Source organism: Roseibium sp. Sym1, from assembly GCF_027359675.1.
Lineage (GTDB): Bacteria > Pseudomonadota > Alphaproteobacteria > Rhizobiales > Stappiaceae > Roseibium.
Genome location: NZ_CP114788.1, coordinates 35,922 through 50,763, shown reverse-complemented (window position 1 = coordinate 50,763; position 14,842 = coordinate 35,922). Strand labels below are relative to the sequence as shown.

The 14,842-nt window shown below is 59.7% G+C and carries 14 protein-coding genes; 13 read left to right on the top strand and 1 reads right to left on the bottom strand.

From position 1 onward, the window contains the following. The first annotated feature begins 75 nt into the window (after nucleotides 1-75). The 7 genes from O6760_RS31810 (at nucleotide 76) to nhaA (ending at nucleotide 7,725) form a co-directional block, all read left to right on the top strand. Nucleotides 76-525, top strand: a complete 450-nt coding sequence (locus tag O6760_RS31810) for a hypothetical protein (RefSeq protein WP_075282911.1) — start codon at nucleotides 76-78, stop codon at nucleotides 523-525. An 8-nt stretch (nucleotides 526-533) separates the two neighbouring features. Further along, nucleotides 534-2,915, top strand: coding sequence for a copper-transporting P-type ATPase (locus tag O6760_RS31805; protein WP_269586472.1), 2,382 nt, complete (start codon nucleotides 534-536; stop codon nucleotides 2,913-2,915). Between the two features lie 17 nt (nucleotides 2,916-2,932). Continuing rightward, entirely contained in the window at nucleotides 2,933-3,181 is a 249-nt protein-coding gene (locus tag O6760_RS31800; RefSeq protein WP_075282946.1) for a DUF2933 domain-containing protein, read from the top strand. Next, nucleotides 3,178-3,828, top strand: coding sequence for a methyltransferase family protein (locus O6760_RS31795; RefSeq protein ID WP_075282909.1), 651 nt, complete (start codon nucleotides 3,178-3,180; stop codon nucleotides 3,826-3,828). The genes O6760_RS31800 and O6760_RS31795 overlap by 4 nt, the downstream gene beginning before the upstream one ends. A 253-nt stretch (nucleotides 3,829-4,081) precedes the next feature. Continuing rightward, nucleotides 4,082-4,909, top strand: a complete 828-nt coding sequence (locus O6760_RS31790; protein ID WP_139314153.1) for a hypothetical protein — start codon at nucleotides 4,082-4,084, stop codon at nucleotides 4,907-4,909. A gap of 399 nt (nucleotides 4,910-5,308) precedes the next feature. After that, entirely contained in the window at nucleotides 5,309-6,571 is a 1,263-nt protein-coding gene (locus tag O6760_RS31785) for an APC family permease (RefSeq protein WP_228873486.1), read from the top strand. Next, nucleotides 6,568-7,725, top strand: a complete 1,158-nt coding sequence (nhaA, locus tag O6760_RS31780; protein WP_075282906.1) for a Na+/H+ antiporter NhaA — start codon at nucleotides 6,568-6,570, stop codon at nucleotides 7,723-7,725. Before O6760_RS31785 ends, nhaA begins: the two co-directional genes overlap by 4 nt. Before the next feature lie 21 nt (nucleotides 7,726-7,746). Here nhaA and O6760_RS31775 read toward each other — a convergent pair whose 3' ends face one another. Next, a complete protein-coding gene (locus O6760_RS31775; protein ID WP_208992311.1) occupies nucleotides 7,747-8,412 on the bottom strand; it encodes a potassium channel family protein in 666 nt (221 codons plus the stop codon). Between O6760_RS31775 and O6760_RS31770 the strand changes: the two genes are divergently transcribed. The 6 genes from O6760_RS31770 (at nucleotide 8,411) to O6760_RS31745 (ending at nucleotide 14,468) form a co-directional block, all read left to right on the top strand. Next, nucleotides 8,411-9,097 carry a DUF6629 family protein gene (locus tag O6760_RS31770; protein WP_075282905.1) on the top strand — a complete coding sequence of 229 codons (687 nt, stop codon included), beginning with the start codon at nucleotides 8,411-8,413 and terminating at the stop codon, nucleotides 9,095-9,097. The genes O6760_RS31775 and O6760_RS31770 overlap by 2 nt on opposite strands. Before the next feature lie 35 nt (nucleotides 9,098-9,132). Further along, the gene (locus O6760_RS31765; RefSeq protein ID WP_075282904.1) at nucleotides 9,133-9,780 is read left to right on the top strand and encodes an RNA polymerase sigma factor; all 648 of its coding nucleotides are present in this window, start codon (nucleotides 9,133-9,135) and stop codon (nucleotides 9,778-9,780) included. A gap of 70 nt (nucleotides 9,781-9,850) precedes the next feature. Then, nucleotides 9,851-10,159, top strand: coding sequence for a hypothetical protein (locus O6760_RS31760; protein ID WP_139314152.1), 309 nt, complete (start codon nucleotides 9,851-9,853; stop codon nucleotides 10,157-10,159). Nucleotides 10,160-10,981: 822 nt separating this feature from the next. Next, nucleotides 10,982-12,226 carry an NAD(P)/FAD-dependent oxidoreductase gene (locus tag O6760_RS31755; RefSeq protein WP_139314151.1) on the top strand — a complete coding sequence of 415 codons (1,245 nt, stop codon included), beginning with the start codon at nucleotides 10,982-10,984 and terminating at the stop codon, nucleotides 12,224-12,226. Further along, nucleotides 12,223-13,578, top strand: a complete 1,356-nt coding sequence (locus O6760_RS31750) for an SAM-dependent methyltransferase (RefSeq protein ID WP_083660635.1) — start codon at nucleotides 12,223-12,225, stop codon at nucleotides 13,576-13,578. Before O6760_RS31755 ends, O6760_RS31750 begins: the two co-directional genes overlap by 4 nt. Next, entirely contained in the window at nucleotides 13,575-14,468 is an 894-nt protein-coding gene (locus O6760_RS31745) for a DMT family transporter (RefSeq protein ID WP_075282901.1), read from the top strand. The genes O6760_RS31750 and O6760_RS31745 overlap by 4 nt, the downstream gene beginning before the upstream one ends. Nucleotides 14,469-14,842 lie beyond the last annotated feature (374 nt).

Below are 14,842 nucleotides of genomic sequence, written 5' to 3'. Positions count from 1 at the left end.
CGCTGAGTTGGGGACTGTCGGCGCGATGCTCGATCCGTCAGATATTGCCGGGCTGCAGGCACGTTCGAACAACTAATGCCACTCGTGCAGCACAAGGCCAAAAAAGCTATCTGTACCCGTATCGCCCAGCTTGTACTCCCACGGGACCAGAGCATATGCGCGCGTCACCCCACGGGGACGGAAGAAGCAGCCGGTGAGCTGGTGCAGGCGGCTTGCGTTATACCCACACTTCTGGTCGCCTCACAGGAGGTTGAGCGCTATTTCAACATCGTCTGTTCGGCTTGTCATGACCAGAGCGTGCCAGGGACCGAATATGGGCCGTCCTTCAAATATGGCATTAACAATCTCAGGCACCATGGTGATCAGGCATTCCAAATGGCAGCTCAAAATGGTGTGCGGCATCACCAAAGGCTTTGTGATGGCATGTCGCTGGAAAAGGCTACGGCTCAAGTCGCGCGCATCGCTGTTAATATCCGCGAACTGCAGGAAGTCAACGGGGTCACCTATCGACCTCAAAACATGTAGGACAGGCCATGAACAAGAGCCAACACCATCACCCGCACGAGACCAGCGCCGAGGCTATCTACACCTGCCCTATGCATCCCGAAGTGCGCCAAGAAGGGCCGGGCAAATGCCCTAAGTGCGGCATGTTTCTCGTACCCGAGGGGGAGGCCGGGGGACACGGCCACGCGGCGCATGGCCATGGCAAGCACGACCATGCCGGCCGTAGCCAACACGCCACCGCGCCGGCACCTGGCGGGAAATATGACAAGGTGCCCACCGACTGGACCGGCGCGATTTATACCTGCCCGATGCACCCGGAGGTGCGGCAGAGGGAACCGGGCGATTGCCCTATCTGCGGCATGGGGCTGGAGTTGTCCTCGGCGACGATGGCGGTCAACGCTCCGAACCCCGAACTGGCGGACTTCACTCGCCGTTTCTGGATCGGTGCGACACTAACCGTGCCACTCCTTATCCTGACGATGACACCATATCTGGGGCTTATGGCAATTCGCGAGTTATTCGGCGAAAAAGTCTCGCTTTGGCTCGAGGTAGCGCTGGCCACGCCGGTGATCCTGTGGTCGGGCTGGCCATTCTTCGTGCGTGGCTGGAAATTATTCCGCACCATGAACCTTAACATGTTCAGTCTAATCGGTATGGGAGTAAGTGCGGCCTACGCTTATTCCATTGTCGCGGTGATCGCGCCCGGCATCTTCCCCCTGGGTTTCCGGGATCCCGAAACCGGCGCCGTCGGTGTCTATTTCGAGGCGGCAGCGGTGATCGTTACCTTGGTGCTTCTCGGCCAGGTGATGGAACTGCGTGCTCGCGAGGGAACCGGCAAGGCGATCCGCGCGCTTCTCGACCTCGCGGCCAAGACGGCGCGGGTGGTCCGCGAGGATGGCACCGAGGAGGAAGTACCGCTGGAACATGTCCAGGTTGGAGACCGTATTCGCGTGCGCCCTGGCGACAAGGTACCGGTGGACGGCGAAGTGGTCGAGGGCCGTTCCTCGATCGATGAAAGCATGATCACCGGTGAACCAATTCCGGTGGAAAAAGTTGCAGGGGACAAGTTGACCGGCGCCACAATCAACGGCACTGGTAGCCTGATTATGCAGGCGACTAGGGTCGGGTCCGACACCATGCTGGCTCAGATCGTCGAGATGGTTTCGGCCGCGCAGCGCAGCCGTGCGCCGATCCAGAAATGGGCCGATATGGTGGCTGGCAAGTTCGTGCCCGCAGTGATCGCCGTCGCGGTGCTTTCGTTTGTCACCTGGGCAATCTGGGGTCCGGCGCCCGCCTTTGCCTATGCGCTGGTATCGGCGGTGGCTGTCCTGATCATCGCATGCCCATGTGCACTAGGTCTCGCCACGCCGATGTCAATCATGACGGCGACCGGTCGTGGCGCTCAAGCGGGTGTGCTGATCAAGAACGCCGAAGCGCTGGAGCGGTTTGAGAAGATCGATACGCTGATCGTGGACAAGACCGGCACCCTGACGGAGGGCAAGCCGAAACTGGTCGCCGTCCTGCCCGAAACGGGCCACGACGAGACCGAGGTGCTGCGTCTCGCGGCAACGCTGGAGAAGGGCTCGGAGCATCCGCTGGCTGAGGCGATCGTCGCCGGCGCTGAGGAACGTGGCGTGAAGCTCGCCGAGGCCACCGATTTCGAGGCGGTGACCGGCAAAGGCGTCAAGGGTCGCGTCGATTCCCGCGCGGTGGCCCTTGGCAACCTCAAGCTCGTCCAGGACCTTGGGCTCGACGCGGGCGAACTTGCCTCCAAGGCCAATGTGCGCCGCGACCAAGGCGAGACGGTGATGTTCGTCGTGCTCGACGGCCGGATCGCCGGAATGGTCTCGGTCGCAGACCCGGTCAAGGAGACAACGCCCGCGGCGATAGTGGCACTCCACGAGCAGGGATTACGTATCATCATGGCAACGGGCGACAACGAACGCACTGCCCGTGCGATCGCCAGCCGGCTCGGCATCGACGAGATCCGCGCCGACGTGCTGCCGGAGGACAAGGCGCGGATCATCAAAGAGTTGCAGCAGCAGTGCCGCAAGGTCGCCATGGCGGGTGACGGCGTAAACGACGCTCCGGCCCTGGCGCAGGCTGATGTCGGCATCGCTATGGGCACAGGCGCCGATGTGGCGATAGAAAGCGCCGGTATCACGTTGGTAAAGGGCAACCTCGACGGGATCGTGCGCGCCCGTCGGCTGGCCCGTGCGACGATGCGCAACATCCGCCAGAACCTGTTTTTCGCCCTGATCTACAATGGCGCCGGCGTGCCGATCGCGGCGGGCATTCTCTACCCGTTCCTCGGCATCCTGATCGGCCCAATCTTCGCCGCTTTTGCGATGAGTGCCTCCTCGCTCTCCGTGGTGTTGAATGCACTGCGCCTGCGGGGGGCAAAGATATGAGAAAGGAACATAAGCAGATGCTCGACCACAACGCTCAGGGAGACCAAGAAACAGGCAATGGCATCCACCGCCCGCCGTCGTTCTGGAAATCTCGTACCGGCACCGTTCTCATCGGCGCCCTCGTGATCGGCGGTTTGCTTCTGGGTTACGAACACCGCATTCATATCTTCGGCGGTTATTCGTTCCTCTGGCTTCTGCTGCTCGTCTGCGTCGGCATGCATTTTTTCATGCATGGTGGGCATGGCTCGGGAGGCAGCAAGTCATGACCGAGCCCGGATATTCCTACGGCCTGTGGTTCATGGTTTTTATCAACTCAGCCGTCTTCATAATATTTGCCTTCAGTTTCTTCAAGCCGCAGACCTCGCGCGACTGGCGCAGCTTCGGGGCGTTCAGCGCCTTCGTCGTCGCACTGTTCACCGAGATGTACGGTTTTCCGCTGACGATCTATATGCTCTCGGGTTGGCTGCAAACAGCCTATCCGGGAGTCGACTGGCTCGCCCATGACAGCGGCCATTTGCCAGAAATGATCCTCGGTTGGCGAGCGAATCCGCATTTCGGACCGTTCCACCTGTTGAGCTTCTTGCTGATCGGCGGTGGATTCTGGCTGATCTCGGTAGCGTGGCACCACCTCTGGCAGGCACAGCGCCACGGGCGGCTGGCCACGACCGGCCCTTACGCCCGCATCCGGCACCCGCAATATGTCGGCTTCGTGCTGATCATGCTCGGATTCCTGGTGCAATGGCCAACGCTGCTCACCCTCGCAATGTTCCCCGTGTTGGTGTGGATGTACGCTCGCCTCGCCCGCAGCGAAGAAGCCGACAGCCGCGCTCGATTCGCAGACGCCTGGGATCAATATACGACGAGAGTGCCAGCTTTCATTCCCAACGTCCGGACACGGGCGCATGGATCTTAGTGAGCGCAGAAAGTTCGATAGCCAGACCCTTGTACTGATCGGAGGATCGGGTGACGTCGGTCGACACCTGATCCCACTTCTACAGAGCGATGGTCGTTGGGGGATCACGCTCCTGTCGCGGGGTGGCGGCGTACCGGAGGGGCTCTCACCGTCTCGGCTCTCAGGGCGTCCCATCGACATCCGTACTCCCGGCTCCGCTACAGCCATCCCGGATGGTGCTACGGTCGTCAATCTTACCGAGGCAACGCCACCCGTGGCGGTAGCGGCGATCATCGCACGCGGAGGCACCGTACTCGATACATCGGCAACGCCCGGTTATATCTACGATCTCTCGCGAGCAGCCCGGAACGGGCCGGGGCTTCTTGTCCTATGTGTCGGTACCGCGCCGGGGCTCAGCACGTTGATGGGCGCCGAAATCGCGCGAGGCCCGAACGTAGATTCCATCGACATCGGTCTCGAGTTAGGCATGGGACGACACTATGGCCTTGCTGCCACAGAGTGGTTTATTCGCGCGTTGGGGACGCCGTATAAAGACGGGCAGAACAGCGCGATTGTATCACCGGGCGAACGGCGGCGCGGCTTTGTATTCGGACAATGCACGAGGGCGCGCCTTGCTCTGGGGGTCGGTTTTCCTGATCATGGCATTCTGCCAGCGGGCAGCAAGACCCGCGTGGAGACGTATCTTGCCGTCGATCCAGGATATGTCACCCGATCGATCGTGTTGTTCTTGCGAATCGGACTCGGCCCGCTACTGCTGCGCCATGCCCATACCATCGCCCGGACAACGCGGCTGCTACCCAGGCTCGCAGCGAGACGGACACGGATAGCTGTTGAGGCTCAGACTTCGGACCGAAGGTTGATTGCTGCGCGGTATTTTGACGGTGGCGATCAGGCTGAACTCACCGCTGCCATGATCCTGATTGCGCTACGCGCACTGCCCACCAATGGTTGGCTGCCCGGTAAAGTGACGAACATCGTAGATTACCTTGACTATGACACGGCATTGGCAGAGCTTCACGCCTTGCTTCCCGCGATGCGGATTAAAGCCTGGCGTTACGCTGCTACGGGAGCGCGCCGATGACGGTTGTACGCTATTTCGCCTGGCTCCTTGTCGTACATCTGCTTTCCGCAGGGCGAGTGTCGCGCTGTGTTGATCCGAACGACGATGCTGCCGTTTACGAAATCGACAGTTCCGGTGGTGAACGATGTTGGAGCCTTCGATCGTACTGGTTGCCAAATTCTTCGTGTAAGAGGGCAACGGAGATCTTTGCACTGCGACATGGTGTACTCTCGCTGGACAACGACGCGGACAGGTCAAACATCCGATGATTGTCGCGGCCAGGCATGATCATTTCAATTTCCGATGGTGTGCAGCGTACGTCGCCAGAGAAAACGTGTGAGACGAGGCAAAGTATTGAAACATAGTCATTCCAATGAAACCTATAAAGCCGGTTCGATAACACTGGGCGGTGCTATCGCCATGGGCACCGGCGTAATGATCGGCGCAGGTATTTTTGCATTAACCGGACAGATTGCGGAGCTTGCCGGGCCAATCTTTCCACTGGCTTTCATCGCCGGTGCAATCGTCACAGGGTTCAGCGCATACAGCTACATCAAGATGTCGAACGCCTGGCCTTCGGCAGGCGGCATCGCGATGATTCTGCAGAAGTGCTACGGCCCAGGTGCGATCGCCGCGGGCGCCGCGCTCTTGATGGCGCTCAGCATGGTTATTGCGGAAAGTCTCGTGGCCAGGACCTTTGCCGCCTATCTGTTGAGACCTTTCGACATTAACGGCGGACCGCTCGTACCAATCCTCGCCGTCTCGGTGATCCTCTTCGCTTTTTTGGTGAATATCGCCGGCAACCGGTCGATCGGGCTGTTTTCGATGGTCATGGCGGTGATCAAAATTGGCGGTATCGCGCTGTTCGGGATCGCGGCGCTGTGGTCGAGCGGGTTTGGCTTCGCCGCCGCATCGCAAGACGGGGGCGAACTCAGCGCGACCGGGTTCATCGCCTCAGTGGCGCTCGCCATCCTTGCGTTCAAGGGCTTCACCACAATCACCAACAGTGGTGCCGAGATCACAAACCCCCATCGCAATGTCGGGCGCGCTATAATGATATCCATAGCACTGTGCGTATTGGTCTACTTGCTCGTGGCCTTCGGAGTGGGATCGAGCCTGACCATTGACCGGATCGTCGCAGCCCGCGACTATTCCCTGGCAGAAGCCGCGGAACCGGCTCTGGGCCAAGTTGGGTTTCTGCTCACGGTGCTGTTAGCGGTCGTGGCTACGGCCTCAGCGGTGCTCGCCAGCGTCTTTGCAGTGTCTCGAATGCTCGCCATGCTCACCGAGATGGAGATGATTCCGCACCGCCATTTCGGTATGTCAGGACCGATCCAGCGGCACACGCTAATTTATACGGTAGTGATCGCGTCTACATTGGCCATTCTCTTTGATCTCGGCCGGATCGCCTCGCTCGGAGCCTTTTTCTATCTCGTGATGGACATGGTGGTGCAATTTGGTGTCTGGCGGTTTCGGCGACAGGAAATCAAAGCCGCCGCGCCTGTGCTCCTGATAGCAATCACTTTCGACGCCCTTGTCCTTGCTGCGTTCACAGCGATGAAGCTGAGAAGCGACCCCGCAATTGTTGCCTATGCTGTTTCAGCCATCGCCGCAGTGTTTATCTACGAACGGAGCTACTTGTCGCGCTGGCTGGCGTCACAGCGTGAAGATGTCCAGCCATGACGGTGGCCATACCGCGAGCGATCCGGGACGGACGTCGTGCTGGCGCTGCGATGCTCCTAGCACTTGCGCTGGGAATGATCGCGGCAAATTCATCACTTTCCGATGGCTATGCTTTCCTTCACCACAATCCTTTGCGGCTGGGTCTAGCCGAGCTGCAGATTGAGGCACCCTTGATCGACTGGATCAACCAAGGACTGCTGACAGTCTTCTTTTTTCAGATCGGCCTCCATACCAACCAAGAGATCACCACAGGTGTTCTCGCGTCGCCGTGTACGGCTGCGGTTCCTGCTGCCGCAGCACTTGGCGGTATGATCCTGCCGGCGGCAGTCTACACCTTGTTCAATTTCTCAGATCCTGTAGCCCTTAACGGTTGGGCGATCCCGATTGCCACCGATATCGTGCTGGTCTTGGGGCTTATGTCGCTTTTTGGCGGTCGGGTCGCCCCTGGGGTCATAGCCTTCATCACAGCGACCGCTATCTTCGATGATCTCGGAGCTGTGATTGTGATTGCGCTCTTCTACGGCGAAGTGGCGGCTGTGTGGCCAGTTGCAGTCATCATCGCCGGCCTGCTGACGCTGTTCGCCCTCAACCGGTGCCGATATGCGCACCTCGCGCCCTATCTTCTGGCCGGGGCGGTCTTGTGGACCGGGCTTATTGCGACAGGCCTCGAAGGTGCCGCGGCGGGTGCGGTGGTCGGCCTCTCGCTCCCGCTTTCATCCTTCCAGCCCCATACGGTCACGAGTACCATGCGCCGCATATCCCCGATCGCTCTCTTCTTCGTAGTACCGATGTTCGCATTTTTCAATGGAGGCGTTCCGCTCGATCTTGCGCAACCCGCGCTAGCCATTGAACCGATAGCGCTTGGCATCGGAGCAGCACTCGTGTTGGGCAAGCCCCTCGGTGTGTTGTTGGGTACGCTGCTCGCGGTTCGTTTGGGGATCGGATCCCTACCAGCCATGGTCACTGCGCGTGACATCGCGTTGGCTGCCCTGCTCGCCGGTGTCGGCTTTACGATGAGCCTGTTCATCGTGACGGCTGCGTTTCACGATCCGCTCCTCGCAGATACTGCCAAACTGGCGGTGCTCGCCGGTTCGGCGCTCTCCGCAGTCATTGCGCTGATTGCCCTGATGACTTGTGCAAGAAAAACGGAATGATGCGCTCTTGGCTGTGTTCTCTCATCGCTTGGGGCGCACGCAGGGCTGCCACTCCCAAATCCGGTTCATTAGTGCAAACAGGAACGAGGCTGACCATGCGACCAGCAGTAGGCCGTTCAGAGCTTCGATCCCGGTCAGGAAACGTATATGACCGGTGGGGAAGATGTCACCGATGCCGAGCGAAGTGTAGGCAGTCGCCGAGAAGTAGAAATAGTCGAGAGGCGCAGCGATCGGTAAGCCAGCGAAGCCACCGACCAAGAACACATGTTCTGCGAGAAAATAAGTGATCGCGTAAAGCGCGATTTCTGCAATATGGGCAGTGAAGAGCAACGCGGCAACCGCCAGCACGCGCGCCGAGGGCGTTAGGGGGATAGCGGCCATACCACGGGAGCACCATCGCAGGGCTCCGAGATGAATAAGAGCAGTGATGAAAAAGACCGAAACCGTGAGCAGACTGGAATAGAGCAAGGGGGCGACCTCCGGATAGGTGCGGTTTCGTTGACGTTGCCACAGAAAATCGGTGTGGATAGTACCGATTAAGTCGGGTTCCAGTAGCAACCCCGGATTCGACAAGTGGCCTAAGCTACTTATGTCCACAATGGTATCAATAAAATGATGCCGGGAGGAATTGTCCGCCAGATCAACATCTATTCTCCAATCTATAACTTCAGGGTCCCTCTGCGCCATGTGCCTTTCCCAATCCGTCAGTTTCACAGCCAGCGCATTTCTCGTTGTCGGCGGCAGCTATGCAGTCACTCGGGCTTGGGCAATCAACCGCCGCTATTTGCCGGTGGCGCTTATGCCGGTCTTTGCCGGTGTGCAGCAATTCATGGAGGGTAATGTTTGGTGGGGAGTGAACACGGGCGATCCGGCTGCAACGCTTCTCGGGGCTTTGGGGTTCATCTTCTTCACCTGGTTTATGTGGCCATTCTGGATCCCACTTGCCTCTTGGGTGCTGGAACCACCAAACAGCCGACGCCGGCCCTGGATGGCGGCGATGTCGGTGGCCGGACTAGCATTCGGACTGTCGCTTTACGTGCCGCACCTAGCCAATCCGGACTGGGTGCGGGTCACGGTCAATCAGGATAGCCTTGCCTATGAAGGAACGATGATCCTCGACTATATGATGCCGCGGTGGATGACCTACGTCATATATCTGTTCCTGATCATCCTTCCGCCGCTGATTTCGACCTACTACCACATGCGCTGGTTTGCTCTGACCATCGTCGCCGTAGTCGTCGTGGACATCCTCTTCCTTCGCTACGCCTATATTTCGTTTTTCTGCCTCCTTGCGGGGCTAGGAACACTTCACTTGATCTACATCATTGCGCGCAACAAGTGTGCGCGAGAATGTCCTGTTTTGTTCGCATAAAAAGGCTAGCGATCAGACACTTGGGAGCACGGGTCATGTGTGGGAACAGAGAGGCTGTTGGAGCGACCGGTGATGGCGGGCTGGACCAGGCTCTGGCGCAAGGTAGAGCCGCGTTTCTGGGCTTCCTTGAGAAGCGGCTGCGCAATCGCGAAGAGGCCGAGGACGTGCTGCAGGAATTTTGTATCCGCGTCCTTGCCCGGCAGGACCAACTGCGAGATGCCGAGCGACTGGATGCTTGGCTATATGCGATCCTGCGCTCGGCGCTCAACGACCATTTCCGCAAGGCTGGGCGGCGGCGGCGGCTGAACGATGCCGTTGCACGCGAGATGCAATCGGCGGAAGAATATGTTGAATCGAGTGAGGCGATGGCGATGGTCTGCGGTTGCATCAAGGGTTTAGTACCCAAACTGCGCCCGACGGACGCCATATTGATTCACCGGATCGACGTCGACGAGGAAGACCGCGCGATGGTCGCAGCCGATCTGGGCATCAGGTCTGGTACACTGGCAGTGCGCCTGCACCGTGCCCGTGCGGCCCTGCGTGACCAGTTGCTTGCTCATTGCGGTGGCTGTTGTCAGCATGGCTTTGACGATTGCTCTTGTCCCCCCGGGGGCTGTAAAAACCCCGAACACGCCACACATTGCGCGGACAAACAGTCAACCGACGGGGCCTTCATCCGGTAATAAATTTCGCCATTGCGCGTCTATCTATTGCGGATTTTCCGGGCCGTATATGGATGGAAAGGGCAAGGCGATGACGCTTCGCAAGTATTCAAAAACTGGTCCCCCCGGAATGGAGATCGACGCTGAGTTTCGCGCGATACTCGACACTATGTTCTGCGCCTGTTTGCCTGATTCGGGGAGCTGTGCTTGTAAACTTCGCAAGGAGTTGTTCCTGCGCTGCGATATCGAGGGGCAGCCACTGGCGGAAGTCGCCGAGGCCCTTGACCTGGAAATTCGCGAAGCGAGGGCCCTCGTTGCCCAGATCCGGCGTGATGTCACGATGCAAGTGGCGCTTGGCCTGTCTCGGCGGGGGACTGTTTACGAACAGCGTAAACCTTGACGAATTTCGGTGAGATGCGACTTTGTCTCTGTCGGTCTCTCGATGAACCTATCCGCCCATGCAATCAAGAGGGAATGTCACGGCAAGACAAACGATTTACCTGTCCTCCTCCGCGGCTATTTTCGCTGGATTACTGATAGCTGCCTGGTTCAATCTCGGTGCCGGCACCGTCAGAAACTCCCCCGAGCGCAATCCCAGGGCGGGTTAATTTCCTAAACTTTGTTACTCGTAGGGCAAGCGATCTTCGTCGATTGTAACCGACCGGAACGCTTGCTCCCTCACAGGCCGGGAGTACGTCTGATGTTCCTCCTACTTGAGCCCTGTGTCGCCACAAAATAGAAAAGTCGATCCGCTCCTTCACCCCCGCTCCGAAACTCTTCCTTTGGCGAGAAAGCTATATGTTGAGAGGGCTTTACCGGGTGATTGTAGTCGAACTCCGACCTGACGCCCAACCGAGAGACTGCTGCGCGCAGTGTAATATTTCTCGCCAATCGGCGTCTACCTAAAGAGCGCCGAGGTAACTCTACCGGGGCGTTAAGTGGAGCAAACGAAAATGATGACACAGACCTTTGCAACACTCGCCATGACCGTTCTTCTGCTTGGGATCGTCGTGCGTTCGAGACGACAGGTGCCCGTACCCCTTCTTCTGCCTGTGAAGCGGATGTGGCGCCGTTAGCAGCGCTGGGTTCAACGGGTGAATTGCCAACCAAGAATCTGCGCCGCCAGCATCAGCAGTGGCGTGCTGCCCGTCGCAGAGTAAACCACAGATCCGCAGTCGGTTATCAGCCGTTCTGTAGGCTGCGTTGCCGAGAGTTGAGGCCCATGAACGAAACTCGACGAATGACGCAATCCCGGAATTGCATCGCCGCCCCATCCGAGCAGAGGTCGGGGACCGATCGGCCGAGCCCGAATGAGGCGATCACGATCGTGGGGGCGGGGCCTGCCGGTCTTGCCTGTGCGATCGTGCTTGCCCGTGGCGGAGCGAATGTGGTGGTGCGCGAGTGGAAGGACTGCGTTGGTCACCGCTTTCATGACGATTTCCAGGGGCTTGAGAACTGGACGCGCGAATCAGACGTTCTAGCGGAACTCGCGGCCGACGGCATTGCTGCCGATTTCGAGTGCCATGCCTTTGATCGGGGTGCAATTTTCGATCCGCACGGGAGACCTCATCTGGTCCAAGGGCGGAGACCTCTCTTCTACCTTTTGCGCCGGGGCTCAGCGGAGGGTACGCTCGACAGCGCGCTATTGGCCCAGGCTCGGGCCGCCGGTGTGGAGGTCGTTTTCGGCGACAGGGTTGGCAGCTTCGCCGGCGTGGGCGTTCTCGCCGCCGGGCCGCGCGAGGCTGGCGTGATTGCTGCCGGCCACGTCTTCAAGACCGGTATCGCCGACGGCGCCTGGCTGGCGCTCGGGCACGATGTCGCGCCGGGAGGCTACGCCTATCTGCTGGTGCAGGGCGGTCGCGGCACCGTGGCTAGTTGCATGTTCACTCGCTTTCGCGAGCAGGCGAAGTACGTGGAGGCGACCGAGAATTTCTTCCGAGCCCATGTCGGGCTGGAAATGACAAACCCTCGCCCTTTCGGTGGCTATGGCAACATACGCCTGCCGAAAAGCGCTATGCAGGGTGGACATCCGGTAGTCGGCGAACATGCAGGCTTTCAGGACGCGCTCGCGGCTTTCGGTTTGCGCTATGCCATTCGTTCCGGCGTGTTGGCGGCCGAGAGCATTCTCGACGGAGGCGACTACGCCGCGCGGTGGCGGGCTGAGCTTGGCCGGACGCTGAAGGCGGGAATCGCCAACCGGTGGATCTTCAACACGGCGCGAGAGCCGGGGATGCGGCTTGCTATCGGTCGGTTGGCCCGCCGCGACACCGGCGATCTCCTGCGCCGCGCCTACGACCTGACGCCGCTCAAGCAGCTGGCGTTGCCGATCGCGCTCAGGCGCTACCGGGCGCCGCTCGCCGATCCGAGTTGCAGCCACGAGAATTGCGATTGCGTCTGGTGTCGGCACGGCGATCACGGCGAGGCGCGCCAGCCCGCGACGCGGCTACATATGGAGGAAGAGTCATGAAACTCCAACCGATCGTCGCGGCTCCGGGGCCAACGGTCCAGAAGCCCGGTCGCCGTGCACCCGTGGCGCTGTGGATCCTGGATCGCGCGCTGCGCAGGATCGCCCGCGCCGGCACCGTGTGGCTGCGCCTGCCCGACGGCGAGACGCGCCGCTACGGATCGGGCGTGCTGGAATGCGCCATCGCCCTCCACGACTGGCCGACGCTGCGGCGCATCGCGCTCAATCCCGACCTCGCCCTGGGTGAGGCCTGGATGGACGGCACGCTGACGGTGGAACAAGGCGATCTCTACGACTTTCTCGCGCTCTGCCTATCGAATATCGGACGCGGACCGGGCCCTTGGTCGCGCCGGGTCCATAAGCGACTAAGGATGATGGGCCGGCGGTTTCTGATGCACAATCCGGTTGGTCGTGCGCAGAAAAATGTGGCCCATCACTACGATCTGGGGGACGATCTCTATGAGCTTTTCCTCGACCCTGAACGTCAGTATTCGTGCGCATACTTCAAAACGCCAGCAGACAGCCTCGAAACGGCCCAAGAGCAAAAAATGCGCCGCATCGCGGCCAAGCTGCAGCTTGCGCCAGGGCAGCAGGTACTCGACATAGGTTCAGGCTGGGGCGGCCTTGGCCTTTACCTTGCGCGCACGACAGGGGCGAACGTCACCGGCGTCACCTTGTCGGTCGAGCAGCAGAAATACTCAGCCGCTCGAGCCCGGCGCGAGGGATTGGACAAATGGGCGCGGTTCGAGTTACGCGACTACCGCCATGAGACAGGGCCTTACGACCGGATCGTCTCAGTCGGAATGTTCGAGCATGTTGGCGCCAGCCACTACAGCGAATATTTCGCCAAGGTCGCCTCCCTGCTGACGAATGACGGCGTGGCATTGGTGCACACCATCGGCAGCGTGGCCGAACCGGCCGCGCCGCACCCTTGGCTCCGCAAGTATATCTTCCCCGGCGGCTACATCCCCTCGCTGTCCGAAATCGCGCCTGCGATCGAGCACGCGGGGCTGATCGTTACTGATCTGGAAGTGCTGCGTCTGCACTACGCCGAGACCCTGAAAGCTTGGCGCGAGCGTTTCCTGGCGCGTCGGACCGAGGCGACAGCACTTTACGACGAACGCTTCTGCCGAATGTGGGAATTTTACCTGGCCGCCTGCGAGGCGGGCTTTCGCTTTAATGGGCTTGTGGTCTTCCAGATACAGCTCACACGCAGGTTCGACTCCCTTCCATGGACGCGCGGCTATGTTGATGCGGAGGAGCGCACGCTTCGCGATACGCCAGCCGACGTGCCGCAGATTGGGGCCAGCAATCTGATGACCGGCGCGATAATGAAGGCGGCGGTCGCAGAATGAACCTGGAAAAGTTTGCGAAGATTTTGTTGGTGATGTTCCTCTGGGCCATTTGCTTTCCGCTCATCGTGGCGGGGTCTGCCCATGCCCCGCACCTGACATTCGCGGCGCTGCGAGCTCTCCTCGCCGGAGCTGCACTACTCTGCGCGGGGATCGTCCTGCGTCGACGCTGGCCGCGCGGGAGACGTGTCTGGCTCGCACTGTCCGGAGTTGGCCTTGGGGCTACGTCGCTCGGATTTCTCGGCATGTTCATGGCCTCAGAATTCGTCTCGCCCGGCATTGCCACGGTGATAGCGAACGCCCAACCACTCATGGCCGCTGCCCTGGCAGCTGTCTTTCTGGGTGAGCAGCTCGGTTGGCGCGGCAAGGTGGGCCTGGCGATGGGCTTTGCCGGCATCATTCTGATAGCGGCGCCGGAAATGCAGACGCCCGCCGCCGGCGCCTATGGCCTGGGGATAGGCTATATCCTGCTGGCAGCTCTGGGCATCACGGTGAGCAACGTGTTGATACGTGCGATTGTGGAACGGGTCGATCTGCTGATGGCGATGGGTGTGCAGATGCTGATCGGCGCGGTCCCGCTAATCGGCGGTGCCGCAGTATTCGAAGACCCTTTCGCCATAGCCTTCACGCCGCAATTCCTGGCCATTCTCGTTGGTCTCGCCCTATTTGGATCGGCACTCGCCTATTGGCTGTGGAGCGACATCCTGCGCACCACCGAGCTCGGTCGTGCCAATAGCTTTGCCTTTCTCGTACCCGTGTTCGGTTTGGCCATGGGCTCCGCATTCTTTGGCGAAACGCTGAACTGGCTCGCGGTTTTGGGAATAGCCGCAACACTCGCGGGCATCGCTCTGGCCAACTCTCGCCGCACTACGCCGAACGCGGACACAGCATGAAAGGTGCCGGAGATGTTTGCCTGACGTCCGTGTGATGATTTGGAACCACCAACGTCTTGTCAACATGATGCCTAAGTGGGCGCGGATAGCGACCATGACGAGCCGCGGTCCCATTGTGTTCCCGTTCCTAAGATCGAGTTGCCAACCACGGGTAGAGACCACATTCCCGCTCGTACAACTGACTGAGCCGTTTGGCCTGGCGCAATCCAATGTCGGGACCTCTTGCTTTTTTGTTGCTCAAGACGATGTCCTATCCTTCATTGTCTTCAGGTTAGAAACCACCAAACTATTTTAAGCGGCCATATGCGACCTACAGCGGTTGAATTTTGCCATAAATGGCCTTATATGTCCTATTGTCTCAATTTTATAAATGC